This window comes from Streptomyces sp. FH025 (genome assembly GCF_017427025.1).
In the GTDB taxonomy this organism is placed as follows: domain Bacteria; phylum Actinomycetota; class Actinomycetes; order Streptomycetales; family Streptomycetaceae; genus Kitasatospora.
In genome coordinates this window covers 1-16,439 of the sequence record NZ_JAFLNG010000097.1, presented here as the reverse complement: position 1 = coordinate 16,439, position 16,439 = coordinate 1, and the positions used below count along the sequence as shown (strand labels likewise).

The window sequence follows — 16,439 nt, the reverse complement described above, 5'->3', positions numbered from 1 at the left end:
GCCCAGTTCTCGGTCACGGTCTTCTTGGCCGCGTCCGTCTGGTCCTGGGTCGGGAAGGTGGTGAAGGGCTTCTCGACGGTGGGCAGCTTGGCGGCGGCGGCCGTGTCCAGGGTGCCGGCGGTCTTCATGGCGTCGAACAGGGCCGGGGTGGCGTAGCCGCCCAGGAAGCCGTTCTGGCCCTCGGCGCTGTAGAGGTACTCCTGCCACAGGCGCGCGGCGGCCGGGTGCGGGGCGTCCTTGTTGATGGCCTGGTTGTAGTACTGGGCGTAGGAGCCGTCCGAGGGGATGGCCACCTGCCAGTCGATGCCCTTGTCCTTGAACTTGTCGGCGTAGCCGGCGTTCAGGTACGACCAGTCGATGCTGATCGGGGTCTCGCCCTTCTCGATGGTCGCCGGGGTGACCTCGACCGGGTTGAAGTTGCCGGCCTGCTTGACCTTGGCGAAGAAGTCGATGCCGGGCTGGATGTTGTCCAGCGAGCCGCCGTTGGCGAGCGCGGCCGCGTAGACGGCGCCGAAGGCGGCACCGGCCTTGGTCGGGTTGCCGTTCAGGGCGACCATGCCCTTGTACTCGGGCTTCAGCAGGTCGGCGAAGGTCTTCGGGCAGACGGACACCTTCTTGGCGTCGCAGCCGATCGCCATGTAGCCGCCGTAGTCGTTGTAGTGGCGGCCATCGGCGTCCTTCATGGTGGCCGGGATCTTGTCGAAGTCGGTCACCTTGTACGGGGCCAGCAGGCCCTGCTTGGCGGCGCTGAGCGCGAAGGCGGAGCCGAGGTCGAGGACGTCGGGGGCGCGGTCCTGGCCCTTGCGGGAGGTGACCGCGTTGATCTCGTCCTGGCTGGTGCCGTCCGGGTTCTCGTCCTCGATCTCGATGCCGTACTTCGCCTTGAAGTCGTCCATCAGCTTGCCGTAGTTCGCCCAGGTCCGGGGCAGGGTGATGACGTGCAGCTTGCCCTCCTTCTTGGCGGCGGCGACCAGGCCGTCCATGCCGCCGAAGTCGGCGACCGAGGTGGCGGTCTTGGCGTTCTTGCCGCCCGCGGCGTCGCCGCTGCCGGACTTCGCGGAGGAGGAGCCCGCGGAGCCGCAGGCGGTGAGGGACAGCGCGGCGGCGGTGAGGACGGCCGCGAAGGCGGCGGAGCGGGCGCGGTGCACGGACACGGGTCAGTCTCCTGATCGGGTGTACTGCGAAGGGGGTGCTGCACGGGAGTTGTGGTGTCTGATCGGGGGAACGATCGTGCGAGTGGCCGCCCTGCGGATCCGTCCGGAGTCCGGCGGGGGTTCGTCCGGCCGTCGTCCGGCATCCGTTCGGAACCGTCCGAGTTGACTAGCCAACTTCGCTGACGGAGGTAAGTAACCCGGAATCCGGTGACGGGAAGGTGAACGGACGGCCCAGAACCGGGGTCGGCTGCGGGAACGGTGGAATCCGGCCAGTTGAGCGTGATCCGTTCGGTGCGATGCTCGGAAGGCGCAGCGGGATAAGGTCGGGCTGTCCGCGCCGGTACGGCTGCGCAGGACACCGCCCCAGGAGGGACATTGACTGACGTGGCACTTGAGCCCGAGCGCCCCGTGACCGAACGCACCGGTGCGCTGTACCGCAAGGTGGCCGCCGATCTGCGCGAGGCCATCACCACCGGCGCCTACGGCGAGGCGGGTCGGCTGCCCGCCGAGGGCGCGCTGGCCGAACAGTACGGGGTCTCCCGGGGCACCGTCCGCCAGGCGCTCGCCGTGCTGCGCTCGGACGGGCTGGTCACCTCCCGCCGCGGCACCCGGCGGGTCGTGCTCGGCGGCGCCCGGGTGCAGAGCTTCTCCGAACTGCTCAGCTTCACGCACTGGGCGTACTCGATGGGCGAGGAGCCCGGCGGCATCCTGGACTCGCTGGTGCGCCGCCCGGCCGACACCGCCGAGCGCGAGCAGCTGCGGCTGGAGCCCGGTGCCGAGGTGTACGTGACGGTCCGGCTGCGGACGCTGTCCGGCACCCCGGTGATGGTCGAGCGCACCGTCTACCCGCCGCGGGTCGGCGAGATCGTCGCCGAACTGCCGCCGGACGTCGTCTCGCACACCGAGGTGCTGCGCGAGCACGGCATCCTGTTCACCGACGCCGACCACACCATCGACATCGTCGCGGCCAACGCGGAGGACGCCCGGCTGCTCGGCTGCCGCCGGGGCGGCCCGCTGCTGCGCGAGCGGCGGCGCACCACCGACCCGACCGGCACGCCGGTGGAGTGGTCCCAGGACCGCTACCTGCCCGGGACGGTGGCCTTCAGCGTGCACAACTCGCTGGCCACGTCGGCGCTTTCGCGGCACGCCCGGGAGCTGGACTGAACTCCCGGGCGGCTGTCCGCTGTTGGCGTCTCCGTTAGCGCATGAGGGCGGCGAGCAGCGGGCGGTAGTGCTCGAAGTCCGGCGTCGGCGCGCCGGCCACCTTGGCCTGCTCGTCCCAGCGCCGTACGGCCACCGCGTCCTCGGCGCCCGGGAGCAGGGCGAAGGCGGCGGCCTCGGGCTCGTCCATCGGGCCGCCCTGGACGTTCAGGGTGTACTCCGAGGCCTCGGACAGCCGCGCGCGGTAGCCGGGCTCGACCGCGCACAGGTAGCGCTTCGCGGCCACGTGCAGCCGGACCGGTTCGGTGACCTCGGGGCCGAACCAGCGGGCCAGCCAGTCGGCGCCGGTGTGGCTGTGGCGGTTGTCCTGACCCTGCATCAGATCCCTTCCGTGCAAGGATCCCCGGAAGTGTCCGATGTCGTGCAGCAGTGCGGCGGCGACCAGGTGCTCGGGTGCTCCGGCCGCCTCGGCGGCGGCCGCGGCCTGGAGCATGTGCTCGGCCATGGTCACCTCCTCGCCCAGGTACTCCCCGGCGCCCTCGCCCGCGAACAGTGCGGCGAGCTCGTCCAGTGCGGCGGTGCGGCGGTGCAGCACGGCGAGGGTGGACGACAGCGAGTCCAGGTCGGCGTAGCAGCCCTGGAGGTGCCGGTGGCCGTCCTGCCGGAAGGCCGTACGGGCGTGCAGCAGACGGGTGTTGTCGAAGACCAGGCAGTCGCCGGGGGCCAGCCGGAAGGTGAGCCGGAGCTCCGGGCGCAGGGTGATCGCGGCGAAGCGGCGGTAGGCGGTGTAGAAGGTGCCGAGGTTGTTCCCGCGCAGGGTGCCGATCGAGCGGTTGTTGAACCGGACCTCGCGGATCCGGCCGAGCGCGTCCACGTCGATCAGCGGGCGGTCGGCGCGCAGTTCGGTGCGGCGGTCGCGGAAGACGAAGGGGACGGGCGTGCGGGTGAGCGTCGCGAAGTCCTCCGGGGCCTCCTCGCGCAGGAGCGCGGCGGCCTTGAAGCCGTCCACCAGGCCGGAGTCGCCGCCGGTCGCCGAGTTCTCCAGGCAGTGCAGCAGCTGGAGGGTCGGCACCGGGTCGCGGTACGGGTTGTCGGTGTGCGGGGCGATGGCGACGCTGGTGAAGGCCAGGTTGTTCGGGTCCGGCTCGACCCGGACGTCGAACAGCTCGCCGTAGTTGGTGACCCGCACGTACCCGAAGCTCTCGGCCACCCGCAGCACCTGCCGCTCCACGGTCGGCACCCCGCGCAGCACGGCGAAGCCGCTGCGGCGGACGGCGGCCAGGACCGCCGCCCGCTCGGCCGGGTCGGTGAGGTACGCCGCCCACTCCGCCTCCGGGATCCCGCCGGCGAAGTCCGCCGCCGCCCAGAGCCGCTTGCCCTGCTCGGTGCGCCCGTCGCCCTCGTCCTCCGCGTGCAGCCAGGCGAGCGGGTAGCGGGAGCGGTGGCCGTCCGACCAGAGGACGTCCAGGTGGCCGTCGGTCTCCGTGCTCGTGGCGATCGCCAGGTCGTCCGGCAGCTCGTCGATCTGGAAGAGCTTCTGCCCGTTGCGGGGATCCCGGCACTCGGCGCACGGGCAGTTGTCGCGCAGCCAGTACGGCGGCAGCTCGGTCATGGTGGGGCCTCCTCGACTCCATCCCGGTGAAGTTGGCTATACAACTTCACCTCCTGGCGGGAGCCTGCCTGCCCCCGGTGAGTTCCACGTGCCCGGCAGGTGAACGCCACGGGAACTGTGCCGGGAGGCGAGAGCCGAGGACGGCGACACTCCTGTGGACACCGCCGCCCGGCACGCCCGCGACTTCCGCCACCTCGCCGAGGTGCCGTCCTGACGGGCCGAGCCCGGCTGTTCGGGTGAGGGCGGCCGGGCGCAGCGCGTTTCGGCGCGGGCACGGGTGGGGCCTGCGGCACTGTCGGGGGATTCCCCCGAGGCGAGAGGCGGCTGTGCCATGGCCCGTTCCAGTCCCCAGACGACCTCGCCCGGCTCGGGACACACCGGGCTGCGGCGGGAGGTCGGCGTCATCGGGCTGCTCTGGGCCTCGGTCGGCGCGATCATCGGCTCCGGCTGGCTGTTCGGGGCGCAGAAGGCGGCGGTGGCGGCGGGCCCGGCGGCGCTGCTGTCCTGGGGGATCGGCGCGGTGGCGATCATCCTGCTGGCGCTGGTGCACGCCGAGTTGGGCGGGCTGTTCCCGGTGGCGGGCGGCACCGCGCGCTATCCGCACTACGCCTTCGGCGGGTTCGCCGGGATGTCCTTCGGCTGGTTCACCTGGCTCCAGGCCGCGACCATCGCCCCGATCGAGGTGCAGGCGATGATCAACTACGCCCGGCACTGGTCCTGGGCGCGCGGCCTGCTCAACGACGACCTGACGCTGACCGGGGCGGGCATCGCCGTCGCGGCCGCGCTGCTCGGCGTGTTCGTCGCGGTCAACTTCCTCGGCGTCCGGCTGCTCGCGCACACCAACAGCGCGGCCACCGTGTGGAAGGTCGCCATTCCGGTGCTGACCATCTTCGTCCTCGGGATCGCCCAGTTCCACGGCTCCAACTTCACCGTCCACGGCTTCGCGCCGGACGGCGCCAAGGGCGTGCTGGCGGCGATCAGCAGCAGCGGGGTGATCTTCGCGCTGCTCGGGTTCGAGCAGGCCATCCAGTGGGCGGGGGAGAGCCGCAACCCCCGCCGGGACATCCCCCGGGCGGTGCTCGGCTCGGTGGTGATCGGCACGGTCGTCTACCTGATGCTCCAGGTGGTGTTCATCGGCGCCCTGCCGCCGCAGACCCTCGCGAACGGCTGGAGCGGGCTCACCTACCCCGGCATCAGCGGCCCGTTCGCGGGCCTCGCGACACTGATCGGCCTGGGCTGGCTGGCGACCGTCCTGTTCATCGACTCGGTGATCTCGCCGGCCGGCACCGGGCTGGTCTACATCACCTCCAGCTCCCGGGTCACGTACGGTCTGAGCCGCAACGGCTACGCGCCGCAGGTTCTCCAGTCCACCGACCGGCGCGCGGTGCCCTGGCTCGGCCTGCTCATCGCCTGGATCGCCGGGGTGCTCTGCTTCCTGCCGTTCCCGAGCTGGCAGCGGCTGGTCGGGTTCATCACCTCGGCGGTCGTGCTGATGTACGCGGGCGCGCCGCTGGCCTTCGGGGTGCTGCGCAAGCGGCTGCCGGGGATGGAGCGCTCGTACCACCTGCCCGGCGGCGCGGTGGTCTCGCCGCTGGCCTTCGTGGTGGCGAGCCTGGTCATCTACTGGTCGGGCTGGGACACCCTGTGGCGGCTGGGCCTGGCGATCCTGATCGGGTACGTGCTGCTCGGCGGGTACCGCGCGTACGCCGTCTCGAAGGGGGTGCCGAACGCGCCGCGGATGGACTTCCGGGCGGGGCAGTGGCTGCCGGTCTACCTGGTCGGGATGGGGCTGATCTCCTGGCAGGGCGGCTTCGGGGCCGGGGCCAAGGGGAACCTGCCGCTGTGGTGGGACGTCGCCGTGGTGGTGGCGTTCGCGCTGGTCGTCTACTACTGGGCGCTGGCGATCGCGCTGCCGGCGGAGGAGATCGAGCGCAACATCCGGGGCGTCGAGGTGGTGGACCTCAACGGGCACTGAGGCCCAGCGAGCGGGAGCGGTCCCTTCCGGGGGGCCGCTCCCGCTGCGGCTCAGCCCAGGAGGGTGGCGTTCCAGGCCGCCTCGGCGGCGGCCAGGGCGGGGGCGGCGTCGGCGTTCGTGGCCGTCGCCAGGGCGGTGAGGACGGCGGTGACGGTCTCCAGCGAGGCCGCCCGGCCGTAGTGGTTGACCCGCAGCATCTCGGCGGCGAGGGCCCCGCCGCCGGCCTGGACGGGCAGCGCCCGGTCGAGGGTGGCGGCGAGCTCGGCGGCGTGCAGGCCGGCCGGGGTGCGCAGGGTGGTGGCGACCGGGGCCGCGTGCGCGTCCTCGTGGACGTACGGGGTGAGCGTGCCGAGGGCGCGCACGCCGGCCCGGGTGGCGGCGGAGGCGGCGCGGTGGCGGGCGATCACGGCGGGCAGGCCGTCGCCGGCGATCCGGTCCAGGCAGGCGCCGAGCGCCAGCATCTCCAACTGGGCCGGGGCGTGCGGCAGTACGGCGCGGCCGGCGTCCGTCCAGCGCTCCTTCCAGTCGAGCAGCGACAGGTAGGAGCGGCGCGGGGCGGCCGGGTTGGCGGCGATCCGCTCCCAGGCGCGCTCGGAGACGGACACGGCGGAGACCCCGGCCGGGCCGCCCATGGCCTTCTGGCCGCCGATCACGCACAGGTCGATGCCCCACTCGTCGGTGAGCAGCGGCTCGGCGGCGACCGAGGCGACCGCGTCGAGCATCAGCAGGGCGCCGTGCTCGCGCACCACGGCGGCGATCTCGGCGACCGGGTTGGTGTTGCCGGTGGCGGCCTCGGCGTGCACCAGGGAGACGAAGTCCACGGCCGGGTTGGCGGCCAGGGCCTCGGCCACCTGCGCGGCGCTCACCGCGCTGTCGAAGGGCACGGCGAGGTCGACGACGGTCGCCCCGCAGGAGCGCAGCCAGTTGCCGAAGGTCTGCCCGTACGGGCCGGTGACGATGTTGAGCGCGGTGGAGCCCGGGTGCGCGGCGCCGCGGATCGCGGCCTCCAGCGGGAGCAGCGCCTCGCCCTGGGTGACGATGACGTCGGCCTCGGTGTGCAGCAGCGCGGCCACCTGGTCCTCGATGGCAGCGAACTCGGCGGCGCTGAGCGGGGGGAGGTCGAGGAACGGACTCACGGTTCTGGAGGGCCTTTCGCGCGGGGGCGTGGTGGATGTGGTGGATTCCGCAACGAGTCTGCCGCATTCTCGCTGCTTACAGGGAACCCGCCCGTCGGTAGAGTGCGGACATGAGTGATGGCGCGGTGCTGCACGTCCGGGGTCGGGTGCTGGTCGGTCCGGAGGACGTCCGGGACGAACTCTGGGTGGTGGACGGCCGGGTGAGCTTCACCCGCCCCCCGACCGCTGGGGACGTCCGGACGGTGACCGGCTGGGTGCTGCCCGGCCTGGTGGACGCGCACTGCCACGTCGGCCTGGACGCGCACGGCGCGGTGGACGAGCAGACCAGCGAGAAGCAGGCGCTCACCGACCGTGACGCCGGCACCCTGCTGATTCGCGACGCCGGCTCGGCCGCCGACACCCGCTGGATCGACGAGCGCGAGGACCTGCCCCGGATCATCCGGGCCGGCCGGCACATCGCCCGCACCCGCCGCTACATCCGCAACTACGCGCACGAGATCGAGCCCGGCGACCTCGCCGCCTACGTCCGGGCCGAGGCCCGGCGCGGGGACGGCTGGGTGAAGCTGGTCGGCGACTGGATCGACCGCGAGCGCGGCGACCTGGCCGCCTGCTGGCCCGGTGACGCGCTGGCCGAGGCGATCGCGGCGGCGCACGAGGAGGGGGCGCGGGTCACCGCGCACTGCTTCGCGGCCGAGTCGCTGCCGGACCTGCTGGCGGCCGGGATCGACTGCGTCGAGCACGCCACCGGGCTCACCGAGGAGTTGATCCCGGCCTTCGCCGAGCGCGGGGTCGCGATCGTGCCGACGCTGGTCAACATCGCGACCTTCCCGGAGCTGGCGTCCGGCGGCGAGGCCAAGTTCCCGGCCTGGGCGGCGCACATGCGGCGGCTGCACGAGCGCCGGTACGACACCGTCGGCGCCGCGCACGACGCGGGCATCCCGGTGTTCGTCGGCACCGACGCGGGCGGCTCGCTCGCGCACGGGCTGGTCGCGGACGAGGTGGCGGAGCTGGTGAAGGCGGGGCTGAGCCCGGCCGAGGCGCTGTCGGCGGCGAGTTGGGGCGCGCGCGAGTGGCTGGGGCGGCCCGGGCTGGAGGAGGGCGCGTCGGCCGACTTCGTGGTGTACGAGCAGGACCCGCGGGCGGACGTCCGGGTGCTCGCGGACCCCCGGCTGGTGGTGCTGCGGGGGCGGCCCGTGGGGTGATCGGCCCGCTGGTCGGATGCATGATCATCTGCTGAACACGCTGTCGGTGTAGGCCGATAGGGTGGCGACCATGGCACCGCGTCCACTGAACGAGATCGTCGAGCCCGGTTGGGCCACCGCCCTGGAACCCGTCTCCGGGCGGGTCGCCGCGATGGGCGACTTCCTGCGCGCCGAACTGGCCGCCGGCCGCACCTACCTGCCCTCCGGCCCGAACGTGCTGCGGGCCTTCCAGCAGCCCTTCGCCGACGTGCGGGTGCTGATCGTCGGGCAGGACCCGTACCCGACCCCCGGCCACGCCGTCGGGCTCAGCTTCTCGGTGGGGCCGGAGGTGCGGCCGATCCCGGCGAGCCTGATCAACATCTTCCAGGAGTACGGCAACGACCTCGGGCTGCCGCAGCCGTCCAACGGGGACCTCACCCCGTGGACCAGCCAGGGGGTGCTGCTGCTCAACCGGGCGCTGACCACCGCGCCGCGCAAGCCGGCCGCGCACCGGGGCAAGGGCTGGGAGGAGGTCACCGAGCAGGCGATCCGGGCGCTGGCGGCGCGCGGCGGGCCGCTGGTGGCGATCCTGTGGGGGCGTGACGCCCGCAACCTGCGGCCGCTGCTCGGGGAGATCCCGGCGATCGAGTCGGCGCACCCTAGCCCGTACTCGGCGAACGGGGGCTTCTTCGGCTCGCGGCCGTTCAGCCGGGCGAACGAGCTGCTGGTGCGGCAGGGGGCGCAGCCGGTGGACTGGCGGCTGCCGTAGCAGAGTTGGGTCAGCGCAGAACGCCAATCTCACTCCAACGAGTGAAATGACGTTCTTTGCTGCTCATATGACGGAGCGTTTGAGAAGACTGGCGGCTCATCGGTTCATCTGTGTGGGGGTACCGCCATGTCTTCTCGTTCTCGTCGTTCCCGTTTCCGTTCCGGCCGTTCTGGCTCTCGCCGAATCGTTTCCGCGGCCGCTGCCGTGGTGGCGAGCACCGTGCTCACGGCCGCGCCCGTCCAGGCCGCCCCGTCGTCGTCTTCGCCGTCGCCGGTGCCGTCCTCGCCCGGCAAGGCGCGCGCCGTCACCGCCGAACTCAACCTGGACGTACGCCTGTTGAACAACGCGGTGGACGTCCCGGTGAACATCGCGCTCAACAAGGTGGAGACGCCCCGGCAGATGGACGGCTCGGTGCTGACCGCCACGGTGGCCGGCGTCGACCAGCAGGGCCCCGTCACCCTGGTCAAGGCCGACGTCGGCCGGTCCGTCACCCACGCCGACGCCAAGGGCACCGCCGCCTCCGTCAAGCTGGCCAACGCCGACGTGCACGCCCCCGGCCTGCCCGCCACCGCGCTGCTCGGCCTGGAGGCGATGAGCGCCGAGGTGACCTGCCCGGTGGACGGGCAGCCGACCGCGAACGTGGTCGCGCCGGTCAAGCTCACCGTGCTGGGCAAGCCGGTCACCGTCGGGCTGTACGGCCCGACCAAGGTGGACGTGCCGCTGGTCGGCAGCGTGTCGGTGGAGTTCTCGAAGAAGACCACCACCACGACCACCGCCGCCGCCTCGGCGCTGGAGGTGCAGGTGGAGGTGAACCCGGCCAACCTGAACGTCGCCAAGGTCACCGGGAAGGTCACCGTCGCCTCGGTGAGCTGCGAGAAGCCGGTCCTGCCCTCCGCCTCCTCCGTGCCGTCCGCTCCCTCCGCTTCTTCTGCCCCTTCTGCCCCTTCTGCCCCGAGCGCCGCGCCCGCCGCCCAGCCGGTGGCCGACACCACCACCTCGCGGGCCGCCGTCCCGCAGGCCGCGACGGAGAAGCCCGAGAGGCTCGCCACCACCGGCGGCAGCAGCGCCACCGGCCCGCTCGCCGCCGGGTCCGCCGCCCTGGTCGCGGGCGGGGCGGCCGCACTGTGGGCCACCCGGCGCCGCCGGGCCGCGCACGCCCGTCGATAGCGGCTGTGGTGCGGGAGTGCCACGCCCGGCACTCCCGCACCGTGACCGTGCCAATGCGGACGGTTGGTTCACATGGGCGTTACATGAGAGGAACAACCGGGAAACGGCGGCTTGCAACGCTACGCGGGCACCCACCACCCAGCAATGCGAGGGACACGCCGTGGCAATCAAGGCCGAGTACATCTGGATCGACGGCACCAAGCCGACCGCGAAGCTCCGTTCCAAGACTCGCGTCCTGCCCAACGCCGACAAGATCCCGACCTGGGGCTTCGACGGTTCCTCGACCAACCAGGCCGAGGGCCACGCCTCGGACCGAGTGCTGGACCCGGTGAAGGTCGTGCCGGACCCGATCCGCGGCGGCGACAACATCCTCGTCCTCTGCGAGGTCCTGGAGACGAACGGCACCGCGCACGAGTCCAACACCCGCGCCCTGCTGCGCGAGGTCGCCGAGAAGTACGCCGCGCAGGAGTCGATCTTCGGCATCGAGCAGGAGTACACCTTCTTCAAGGGCTCCCGCCCGCTCGGCTTCCCGGAGGGTGGCTACCCGGCCCCGCAGGGCGGCTACTACTGCGGCGTCGGCGCCGAGGAGGTCTTCGGCCGCGAGATCGTCGAGCTGCACCTGGACCGCTGCATCGACGCCGGCCTGGCCATCTGCGGCATCAACGCCGAGGTCATGCCCGGCCAGTGGGAGTTCCAGATCGGCCCGGTCGACGCGCTGACCGTCTCGGACGACATGTGGATCGCCCGCTACCTGCTCTACCGCACCGCCGAGGAGTTCGGCATCGACGCCACCCTGGACGCCAAGCCGGCCCGTGGCGACTGGAACGGCGCGGGTGCGCACACCAACTTCTCCACCAAGGCGATGCGCGAGGGCTACGACGCCATCATCACCGCCTGCGAGTCGCTCGGCGCCTCCCAGGAGAAGGTCCTGGAGCACGTCAACCAGTACGGTGACGACATCCAGTCCCGCCTGACCGGCAAGCACGAGACCGCCCCCTGGAACGTCTACAGCTACGGCGTCTCCGACCGCGGCGCCTCGGTCCGCATCCCGTGGCAGGTCGAGGTGGAGCAGAAGGGCTACATCGAGGACCGCCGCCCGAACGCCAACGTCGACCCCTACGTCGTCACCCGCCTCCTGATCAACACCTGCTGTGAGGCCCTGGAGAAGGCCGGCCAGGTCTGATCCACCGTCCCGGGTGCACGGACGGCGAACGCCCGCAGGCCCTTCCCCTCCCGGGGGAGGGCCTGCGGGCGTTCCGTGGTGCGTGACCGTGGTGCATAATCGGGCGCATGACCGCTCCGGAACGCCCTTCGCTCGTGCGCAGGTTGCACGTGGATCTGGCGCGGGTGTGGGCGGCCGGCTGTCGTCGTTGTCGGTGAGTCCGTTCCCGATCGACCGCAGGCAGTACCGGCCGCAGGAGTGTGTCCGTTCATGGCTCTCACGTTTCACTGGTTCCTCCCCACCAACGGCGACAGCCGGCAGATCGTCGGGGGCGGGCACGGGTCCACGCCCGGCGCGGCGGGGACGGACCGGCCGCCGAGTGTGGCGTACCTGGGGCAGATCGCCCGCAGCGCCGAGCAGTTGGGCTTCGAAGGGGTCCTGACGCCGACCGGGGCGTGGTGCGAGGACGCCTGGCTGACCACGGCGATGCTGACCCAGGTGACCGAGCGGCTGAAGTACCTGGTGGCGTTCCGGCCCGGGCAGATCAGCCCGACACTGGCGGCGCAGATGGCGGCGACCTACCAACGGCAGTCCGGCGGGCGGCTGTTGCTGAACGTGGTGACCGGCGGGGAGTCGGCCGAGCAGCGGGCGTACGGGGACTTCCTGGACAAGGACGCCCGGTACGCGCGCACCGGCGAGTTCCTCGACATCACCCGGCGGCTCTGGGCGGGGGAGACCGTCGACCACCACGGACCCCAACTGCGGGTCGAGCGCGCGAAGTTGAACCGGCTGCCGGATCCGGTGCCGACGGTGTACTTCGGCGGGTCCTCCCCGGCCGCCGGGGACGTCGCGGCGCGGTACGCGGACGTCTACCTGACCTGGGGCGAACCTCCCGCCCAGGTGCGGGAGAAGATCCGCTGGATCCGTGAACTGGCCGCCGCCCGGGGCCGGTCGGTGCGGTTCGGGATCCGGCTGCACGTGATCACCCGGGACACCTCCGCGCAGGCCTGGGCGGAGACCGAGCGACTGCTCGCCGGGATGGATCCGGCGCGCGTCCGGGCGACCCAGCGGGCCCTCGCCGAGAGCGAGTCGGAGGGGCAGCGGCGGATGCTCGCGCTGCACGGCGGCTCGGCGGACCGGCTGGAGGTGCATCCGGGGCTGTGGGCGGGCATCGGCCTGCTGCGCGGCGGGGCGGGGACGGCGCTGGTGGGCAGCCACCGGGAGGTCGCCGACCTGGTCTGCGAGTACCACGAGCTGGGCATCGACGAGTTCGTGCTGAGCGGGATGCCGCACCTGGAGGAGGCGTACTGGTTCGGGGAGGGGGTGCTCCCGCTGCTGGCCGCGCGCGGGCTGTGGTCGCGGCCGTGAGGCCGGTGGCCGCTGCTCTGGGCCCGGTGGTCGCTGCCCTGGGCCCGGTGGTCGCGGTCGTATAAACCACTGGTCAATCCCGGTCGCCCGCCGGACAATTCCGGGCATGACCCAGCAGCCTCTGCTCCTGCTCGACGTGGACGGACCGCTCAATCCCTACGCCGCACCGAAGACCCGCCGCCCGGAGGGCTACGAGACCCACCGGCTGCTGCCCGAGAGCTGGGTGGCCCGCAACGCGCCGCTGCCGAGGGAGCGGGTCAAGCCGCTGCGGGTGTGGCTGAACCCCGCGCACGGGCCGCGACTGCTGGAGCTGCCGTACGAACTGGTGTGGGCGACCACCTGGATGGACGAGGCGAACACCTTCATCGGCCCGAGGCTCGGGCTGCCCGAGCTCCCGTACATCCCCTGGACGAACCTGTTCGGCGAGGACCCGGACGGCCTGCACTGGAAGACCAGGGACGTGGTGGCCTGGGCGGCCGGGCGCCCCTTCGTCTGGGTGGACGACGAACTCGGGCCGCAGGACATCGAGTGGATCGAGGCCCATCACCCGGCGCCGGCCCTGCCGCTCTGGGTCGACCCCCGGGCCGGACTGGAGGAGTTGCACTTCGGAGCGCTGCGGGAGTGGGCGGAGGAGTAGGGCCGTCTTGGGGGCGTGAACTGGAGGAGTGGGGCGCGCGGGGCGTGAACGCGCTGGCGAGTGCGCCGCGCACGCCGTTGTGCTCGGGGCGCGATCCTTTCTAACGTCCCGTCATGACCATTTCCACGGAGCCCATCGGCAGCATCCCGCGGCCGGCCACCCTGCTGAACGCCCTCGCCGAGCACGCCGCAGGGCGGCTGTCCGACGCCGATCTGAAGAAGTTGCAGGACGAGGCCACCGCCGAGACCCTGGCCAAGCTGGAAGAGCTGGGGAGCCCCGTCCTGGTGGACGGGGAGCAGGCCAAGCCGAGCTTCGCCACGTACCCCCTCTCCGGGCTGGCCGCCCTCGCCGCGGACGGTGCGGTGATCCCCTTCGCCGACGGGCACACCCGGCAGCTGCCGCGCCTGACCGCCGGGCCCTTCCGGTACCAGGTCCGTGCCGCGGGCTACCTGAGCGAGGCCCGTCGCCACACCTCGCTGCCCGTCAAGCAGGCCGTCATCGCACCCTCGGCGCTGAGCCTGCTCTACCCGGCCGACGGCATCACCGGGTACTCGCGCGAGGAGTTCCTGGAGGACCTGGCCAACGAGGCCGAGGCCGACATCCGCGGCTGCCTGGACGCGGGCGCGCACGTCGTCCAACTCGACTTCACCGAGGGCCGGCTGGCGCTCAAGCTGGACCCGTCCGGTGGTGTGCTGGACGAGTTCGTGGCCCTCAACAACCGGGTGCTGGAGCGGTTCACGGAGGAGGAGCGGGCCCGGCTCGGCGTGCACACCTGCCCGGGCGGGGACCAGGACTCCACCCACAGCCTGGACGTCGACTACGCCGAGCTGCTGCCGAAGCTCTTCCGGCTCAACGTCGGCAACTTCTACGTGCAGCTGGCGAGCGAGGCCGATCCCGAGCGTGTCCTCGCCGTCATCGCGGATCAACTGCGCCCCGGGATCCGGGTGTTCGTCGGGGTGACCGACCCGATCGACCCCCGGGTGGAGAGCGCGGAGGAGGTGCGCGACCGGGTGCTGGCCGCGGCGCGGCACATCCCGGTCGACCAGCTCGGCACCACCGACGACTGCGGATTCTCGCCGTTCGCCGACGACACCTCCACCTCGCGCGACACCGCCTTCGCCAAGATCGCGGCCCGGGTGCGGGGCACCGCCCTGGCGGCGGAGGCGCTCGGGCTCTGACGGTGCTCGGGCTCTGAGGGTGCTCGGGCTCTGAGGGTGCTGCGCGGTGTTCGGCCGGCCGGCGGGAGGGGGCGATCCCGCGAACGCCGGTCAGGCCGAACCGAGCACCTTCTCCAGGGCGTTGAGGAAACGGTCGGTGGTGGCCTCGTCCCGGACGGCGATGCGCAGCCACTCCTCGCCCAGCCCCGGGAAGGTGTCCCCGCGCCGTACGGCGAAGCCGTGTTCGCGCAGCCGCTCCCGTACGGCCGCCGCGCCCGGCAGCCGGACAAGAATGAAGGAGGCGGCCGGTTCGCCGTACACCCGCACTGCGGGGAAGGCGGCCAGGCCCTTCAGCAAGTGCTCGCGCCACAGCGCGAGTTCGGCGGCGGCCAGCTCCGCCTCGGCCAGCGCGGCCGGGCCGCTACAGGCCTCGGCGGCGGCCAGCGCCGGGGTGGAGACCGGCCAGAGCGGCTGGGCGGCGCCGAGGGCGGCGATCAGCGGCGCGGGGCCGAGCACGTAGCCGATCCGGAGCCCGGCCAGGCCCCAGGTCTTGGTGAGGCTGCGCAGCACGACCACCTGGCCGGGCAGGTCGCGGACCGCGGCGAGGGACTCCCGCTCGCCCGGGACGGTGTCCATGAAGGCCTCGTCCACCACCAGGGTGCGCCCGGGCCGGGCGAGCGCGGCGACGGCCTCGGCGGGGTGGAGGACGGAGGTCGGGTTGGTCGGGTTGCCGAGGACGACCAGGTCCGCCTCGTCGGGGACGGCGCCCAGCCGGAACCCGTCCTCGGGGGAGAGCAGCACCCGGTGCACCCGGTGCCCGGCGTCCCGCAGAGCCGCCTCGGGCTCGGTGAACTGCGGGTGCACGACAGTGATGTGATGTGGGGTCAGGACGCGGGCGAGCAGGACGAAGGCCTCCGCCGCCCCCGAGGTGAGCAGCACCTCCTCGACCGGCCGGGCGTGCCGGGCGGCCACCGCGGCACGGGCGGCTTTCTGGTCGGGGTAGGCGGCGAGCTCGCCGAGGGTGGCGGCGAGGCGCTCGCGCAGCCACTGCGGGGGCGTACCGGTGCGGACGTTGACGGCGAGGTCGACCAGACCGAGCCCGTCGGCGCGGACCTCGGCGTCGCCGTGGTGGCGCAGGTCGGGTTCGGGGGCGGCGGTCACGCGGGGGTCTCCTTGCGTGCTGGTGGCGCTGGTGGTGCGGGCTCGCGGTGGGTCTCGACGCGGTGCACCTCGTACGGGCCGGGCGGCACGGTGAGCCCTTCGCCCTCGCCGAGGGTGACCAGGGCGACGTCGTGCCCGTGGGCGGCCAGGTGTACGGCGGCCCCGGTGCGGTCCAGTCGCGCCCCGGTCCCGTCCGACACCGTCCCGGCGCCGTCCGGCCCGGGTTCATCGGCCACCGCGACCAGTCGCGTCGTCGGCCGGAGCGGCCCGGCCACCGCCTCGACCGCCTCCGGGGTGCCCACCACCGCCGAGGCGCGGTGCAGTTCGGCCGGCAGCTCAGGCTCCGGGTGGTCCCGCACGTCCGGCGGGAGGTCGATCAGCGTGAGCCGTCCATGCAGCGCCGCTCGGGTGATCGCCACCGTCGCCGTCGCCGACTTCCGCTTGGCGACCACGAGTTGACCGCCGGGCGCGCTGGCGAGTGCCGCCGCCTCGGCGACGCTCGCGGTGCCGACGGCGGTGCCGACCGCGGTGGACGGGTTCGGCACCGGCACGGCCGCCAGCTCCCGCGCCGGGTGCTCGTCCACCGGCACCCCGCCGAGGCAGTGCGCCACCCAGCGCACCGCCGGGTGGTCCGCCTTGCCCGCGACGGTGGCCAGCCGGGCCACCTCGGGGCGGGTGAGCCCGGCCTCCCGCAGCGTGTCCGCCAGCAGCCGCATCGCCTCGGCCGGCTCGGTGCCGCTGCCCGCGCCGATGCCGACCACCAGGGTGCGCGGATAGACCAGTTGGTCTCCGTCGCCCG

At 73.0% G+C, this 16,439-nt stretch carries 14 protein-coding genes; 9 read left to right on the top strand and 5 right to left on the bottom strand.

What is annotated here, in order from left to right:
• A partial coding sequence (locus J0670_RS10235; RefSeq protein WP_207811158.1) for an ABC transporter substrate-binding protein occupies window positions 1–1,154 on the bottom strand: 1,154 nt, incomplete at its 3' end.
• Between the two features lie 384 nt (window positions 1,155–1,538).
• Between J0670_RS10235 and J0670_RS10230 the strand changes: the two genes are divergently transcribed.
• Window positions 1,539–2,318 carry a GntR family transcriptional regulator gene (locus J0670_RS10230; RefSeq protein WP_307806462.1) on the top strand — a complete coding sequence of 260 codons (780 nt, stop codon included), beginning with the start codon at window positions 1,539–1,541 and terminating at the stop codon, window positions 2,316–2,318.
• 34 nt (window positions 2,319–2,352) lie between these two features.
• Here the strand turns inward: J0670_RS10230 and J0670_RS10225 are convergent, their stop codons facing one another.
• Entirely contained in the window at window positions 2,353–3,927 is a 1,575-nt protein-coding gene (locus J0670_RS10225) for a phosphonate degradation HD-domain oxygenase (protein ID WP_207811157.1), read from the bottom strand.
• Window positions 3,928–4,258: 331 nt separating this feature from the next.
• Between J0670_RS10225 and J0670_RS10220 the strand changes: the two genes are divergently transcribed.
• Entirely contained in the window at window positions 4,259–5,902 is a 1,644-nt protein-coding gene (locus J0670_RS10220) for an APC family permease (protein WP_207811156.1), read from the top strand.
• Between the two features lie 50 nt (window positions 5,903–5,952).
• Here the strand turns inward: J0670_RS10220 and J0670_RS10215 are convergent, their stop codons facing one another.
• Entirely contained in the window at window positions 5,953–7,038 is a 1,086-nt protein-coding gene (locus J0670_RS10215) for an aminotransferase class V-fold PLP-dependent enzyme (RefSeq protein WP_207811155.1), read from the bottom strand.
• Window positions 7,039–7,148: 110 nt separating this feature from the next.
• On the opposite strand from J0670_RS10215, the gene J0670_RS10210 reads away from it, so the two are divergent.
• The 7 genes from J0670_RS10210 (at window position 7,149) to J0670_RS10180 (ending at window position 14,500) form a co-directional block, all read left to right on the top strand.
• On the top strand, window positions 7,149–8,240 hold the full coding sequence (locus tag J0670_RS10210) for an amidohydrolase family protein (RefSeq protein ID WP_207811154.1): 1,092 nt from the start codon (window positions 7,149–7,151) through the stop codon (window positions 8,238–8,240).
• A 70-nt stretch (window positions 8,241–8,310) separates the two neighbouring features.
• Window positions 8,311–8,988, top strand: coding sequence for a uracil-DNA glycosylase (locus J0670_RS10205; RefSeq protein ID WP_207811153.1), 678 nt, complete (start codon window positions 8,311–8,313; stop codon window positions 8,986–8,988).
• A gap of 207 nt (window positions 8,989–9,195) precedes the next feature.
• Window positions 9,196–10,155: an SCO1860 family LAETG-anchored protein gene (locus J0670_RS10200; RefSeq protein ID WP_207811152.1), complete on the top strand. Its 960-nt coding sequence runs from the start codon at window positions 9,196–9,198 to the stop codon at window positions 10,153–10,155.
• Between the two features lie 160 nt (window positions 10,156–10,315).
• A complete protein-coding gene (gene glnII / locus J0670_RS10195) occupies window positions 10,316–11,338 on the top strand; it encodes a glutamine synthetase (RefSeq protein ID WP_207811151.1) in 1,023 nt (340 codons plus the stop codon).
• A 249-nt stretch (window positions 11,339–11,587) separates the two neighbouring features.
• Window positions 11,588–12,685, top strand: coding sequence for an LLM class flavin-dependent oxidoreductase (locus tag J0670_RS10190; RefSeq protein ID WP_207811150.1), 1,098 nt, complete (start codon window positions 11,588–11,590; stop codon window positions 12,683–12,685).
• A gap of 106 nt (window positions 12,686–12,791) precedes the next feature.
• Window positions 12,792–13,322 (top strand): hypothetical protein, encoded by a 531-nt coding sequence (locus J0670_RS10185; protein WP_207811149.1) that lies wholly within the window; start codon window positions 12,792–12,794, stop codon window positions 13,320–13,322.
• 113 nt (window positions 13,323–13,435) lie between these two features.
• Window positions 13,436–14,500 (top strand): cobalamin-independent methionine synthase II family protein, encoded by a 1,065-nt coding sequence (locus tag J0670_RS10180; protein WP_207811148.1) that lies wholly within the window; start codon window positions 13,436–13,438, stop codon window positions 14,498–14,500.
• A gap of 90 nt (window positions 14,501–14,590) precedes the next feature.
• Here J0670_RS10180 and cobC read toward each other — a convergent pair whose 3' ends face one another.
• Window positions 14,591–15,640, bottom strand: coding sequence for an Rv2231c family pyridoxal phosphate-dependent protein CobC (cobC, locus tag J0670_RS10175; RefSeq protein WP_207811147.1), 1,050 nt, complete (start codon window positions 15,638–15,640; stop codon window positions 14,591–14,593).
• The coding region (locus J0670_RS10170) for a cobalamin biosynthesis protein (RefSeq protein ID WP_207811146.1) at window positions 15,637–16,439 on the bottom strand (803 nt) is incomplete at its 5' end. The genes cobC and J0670_RS10170, both read right to left, overlap by 4 nt.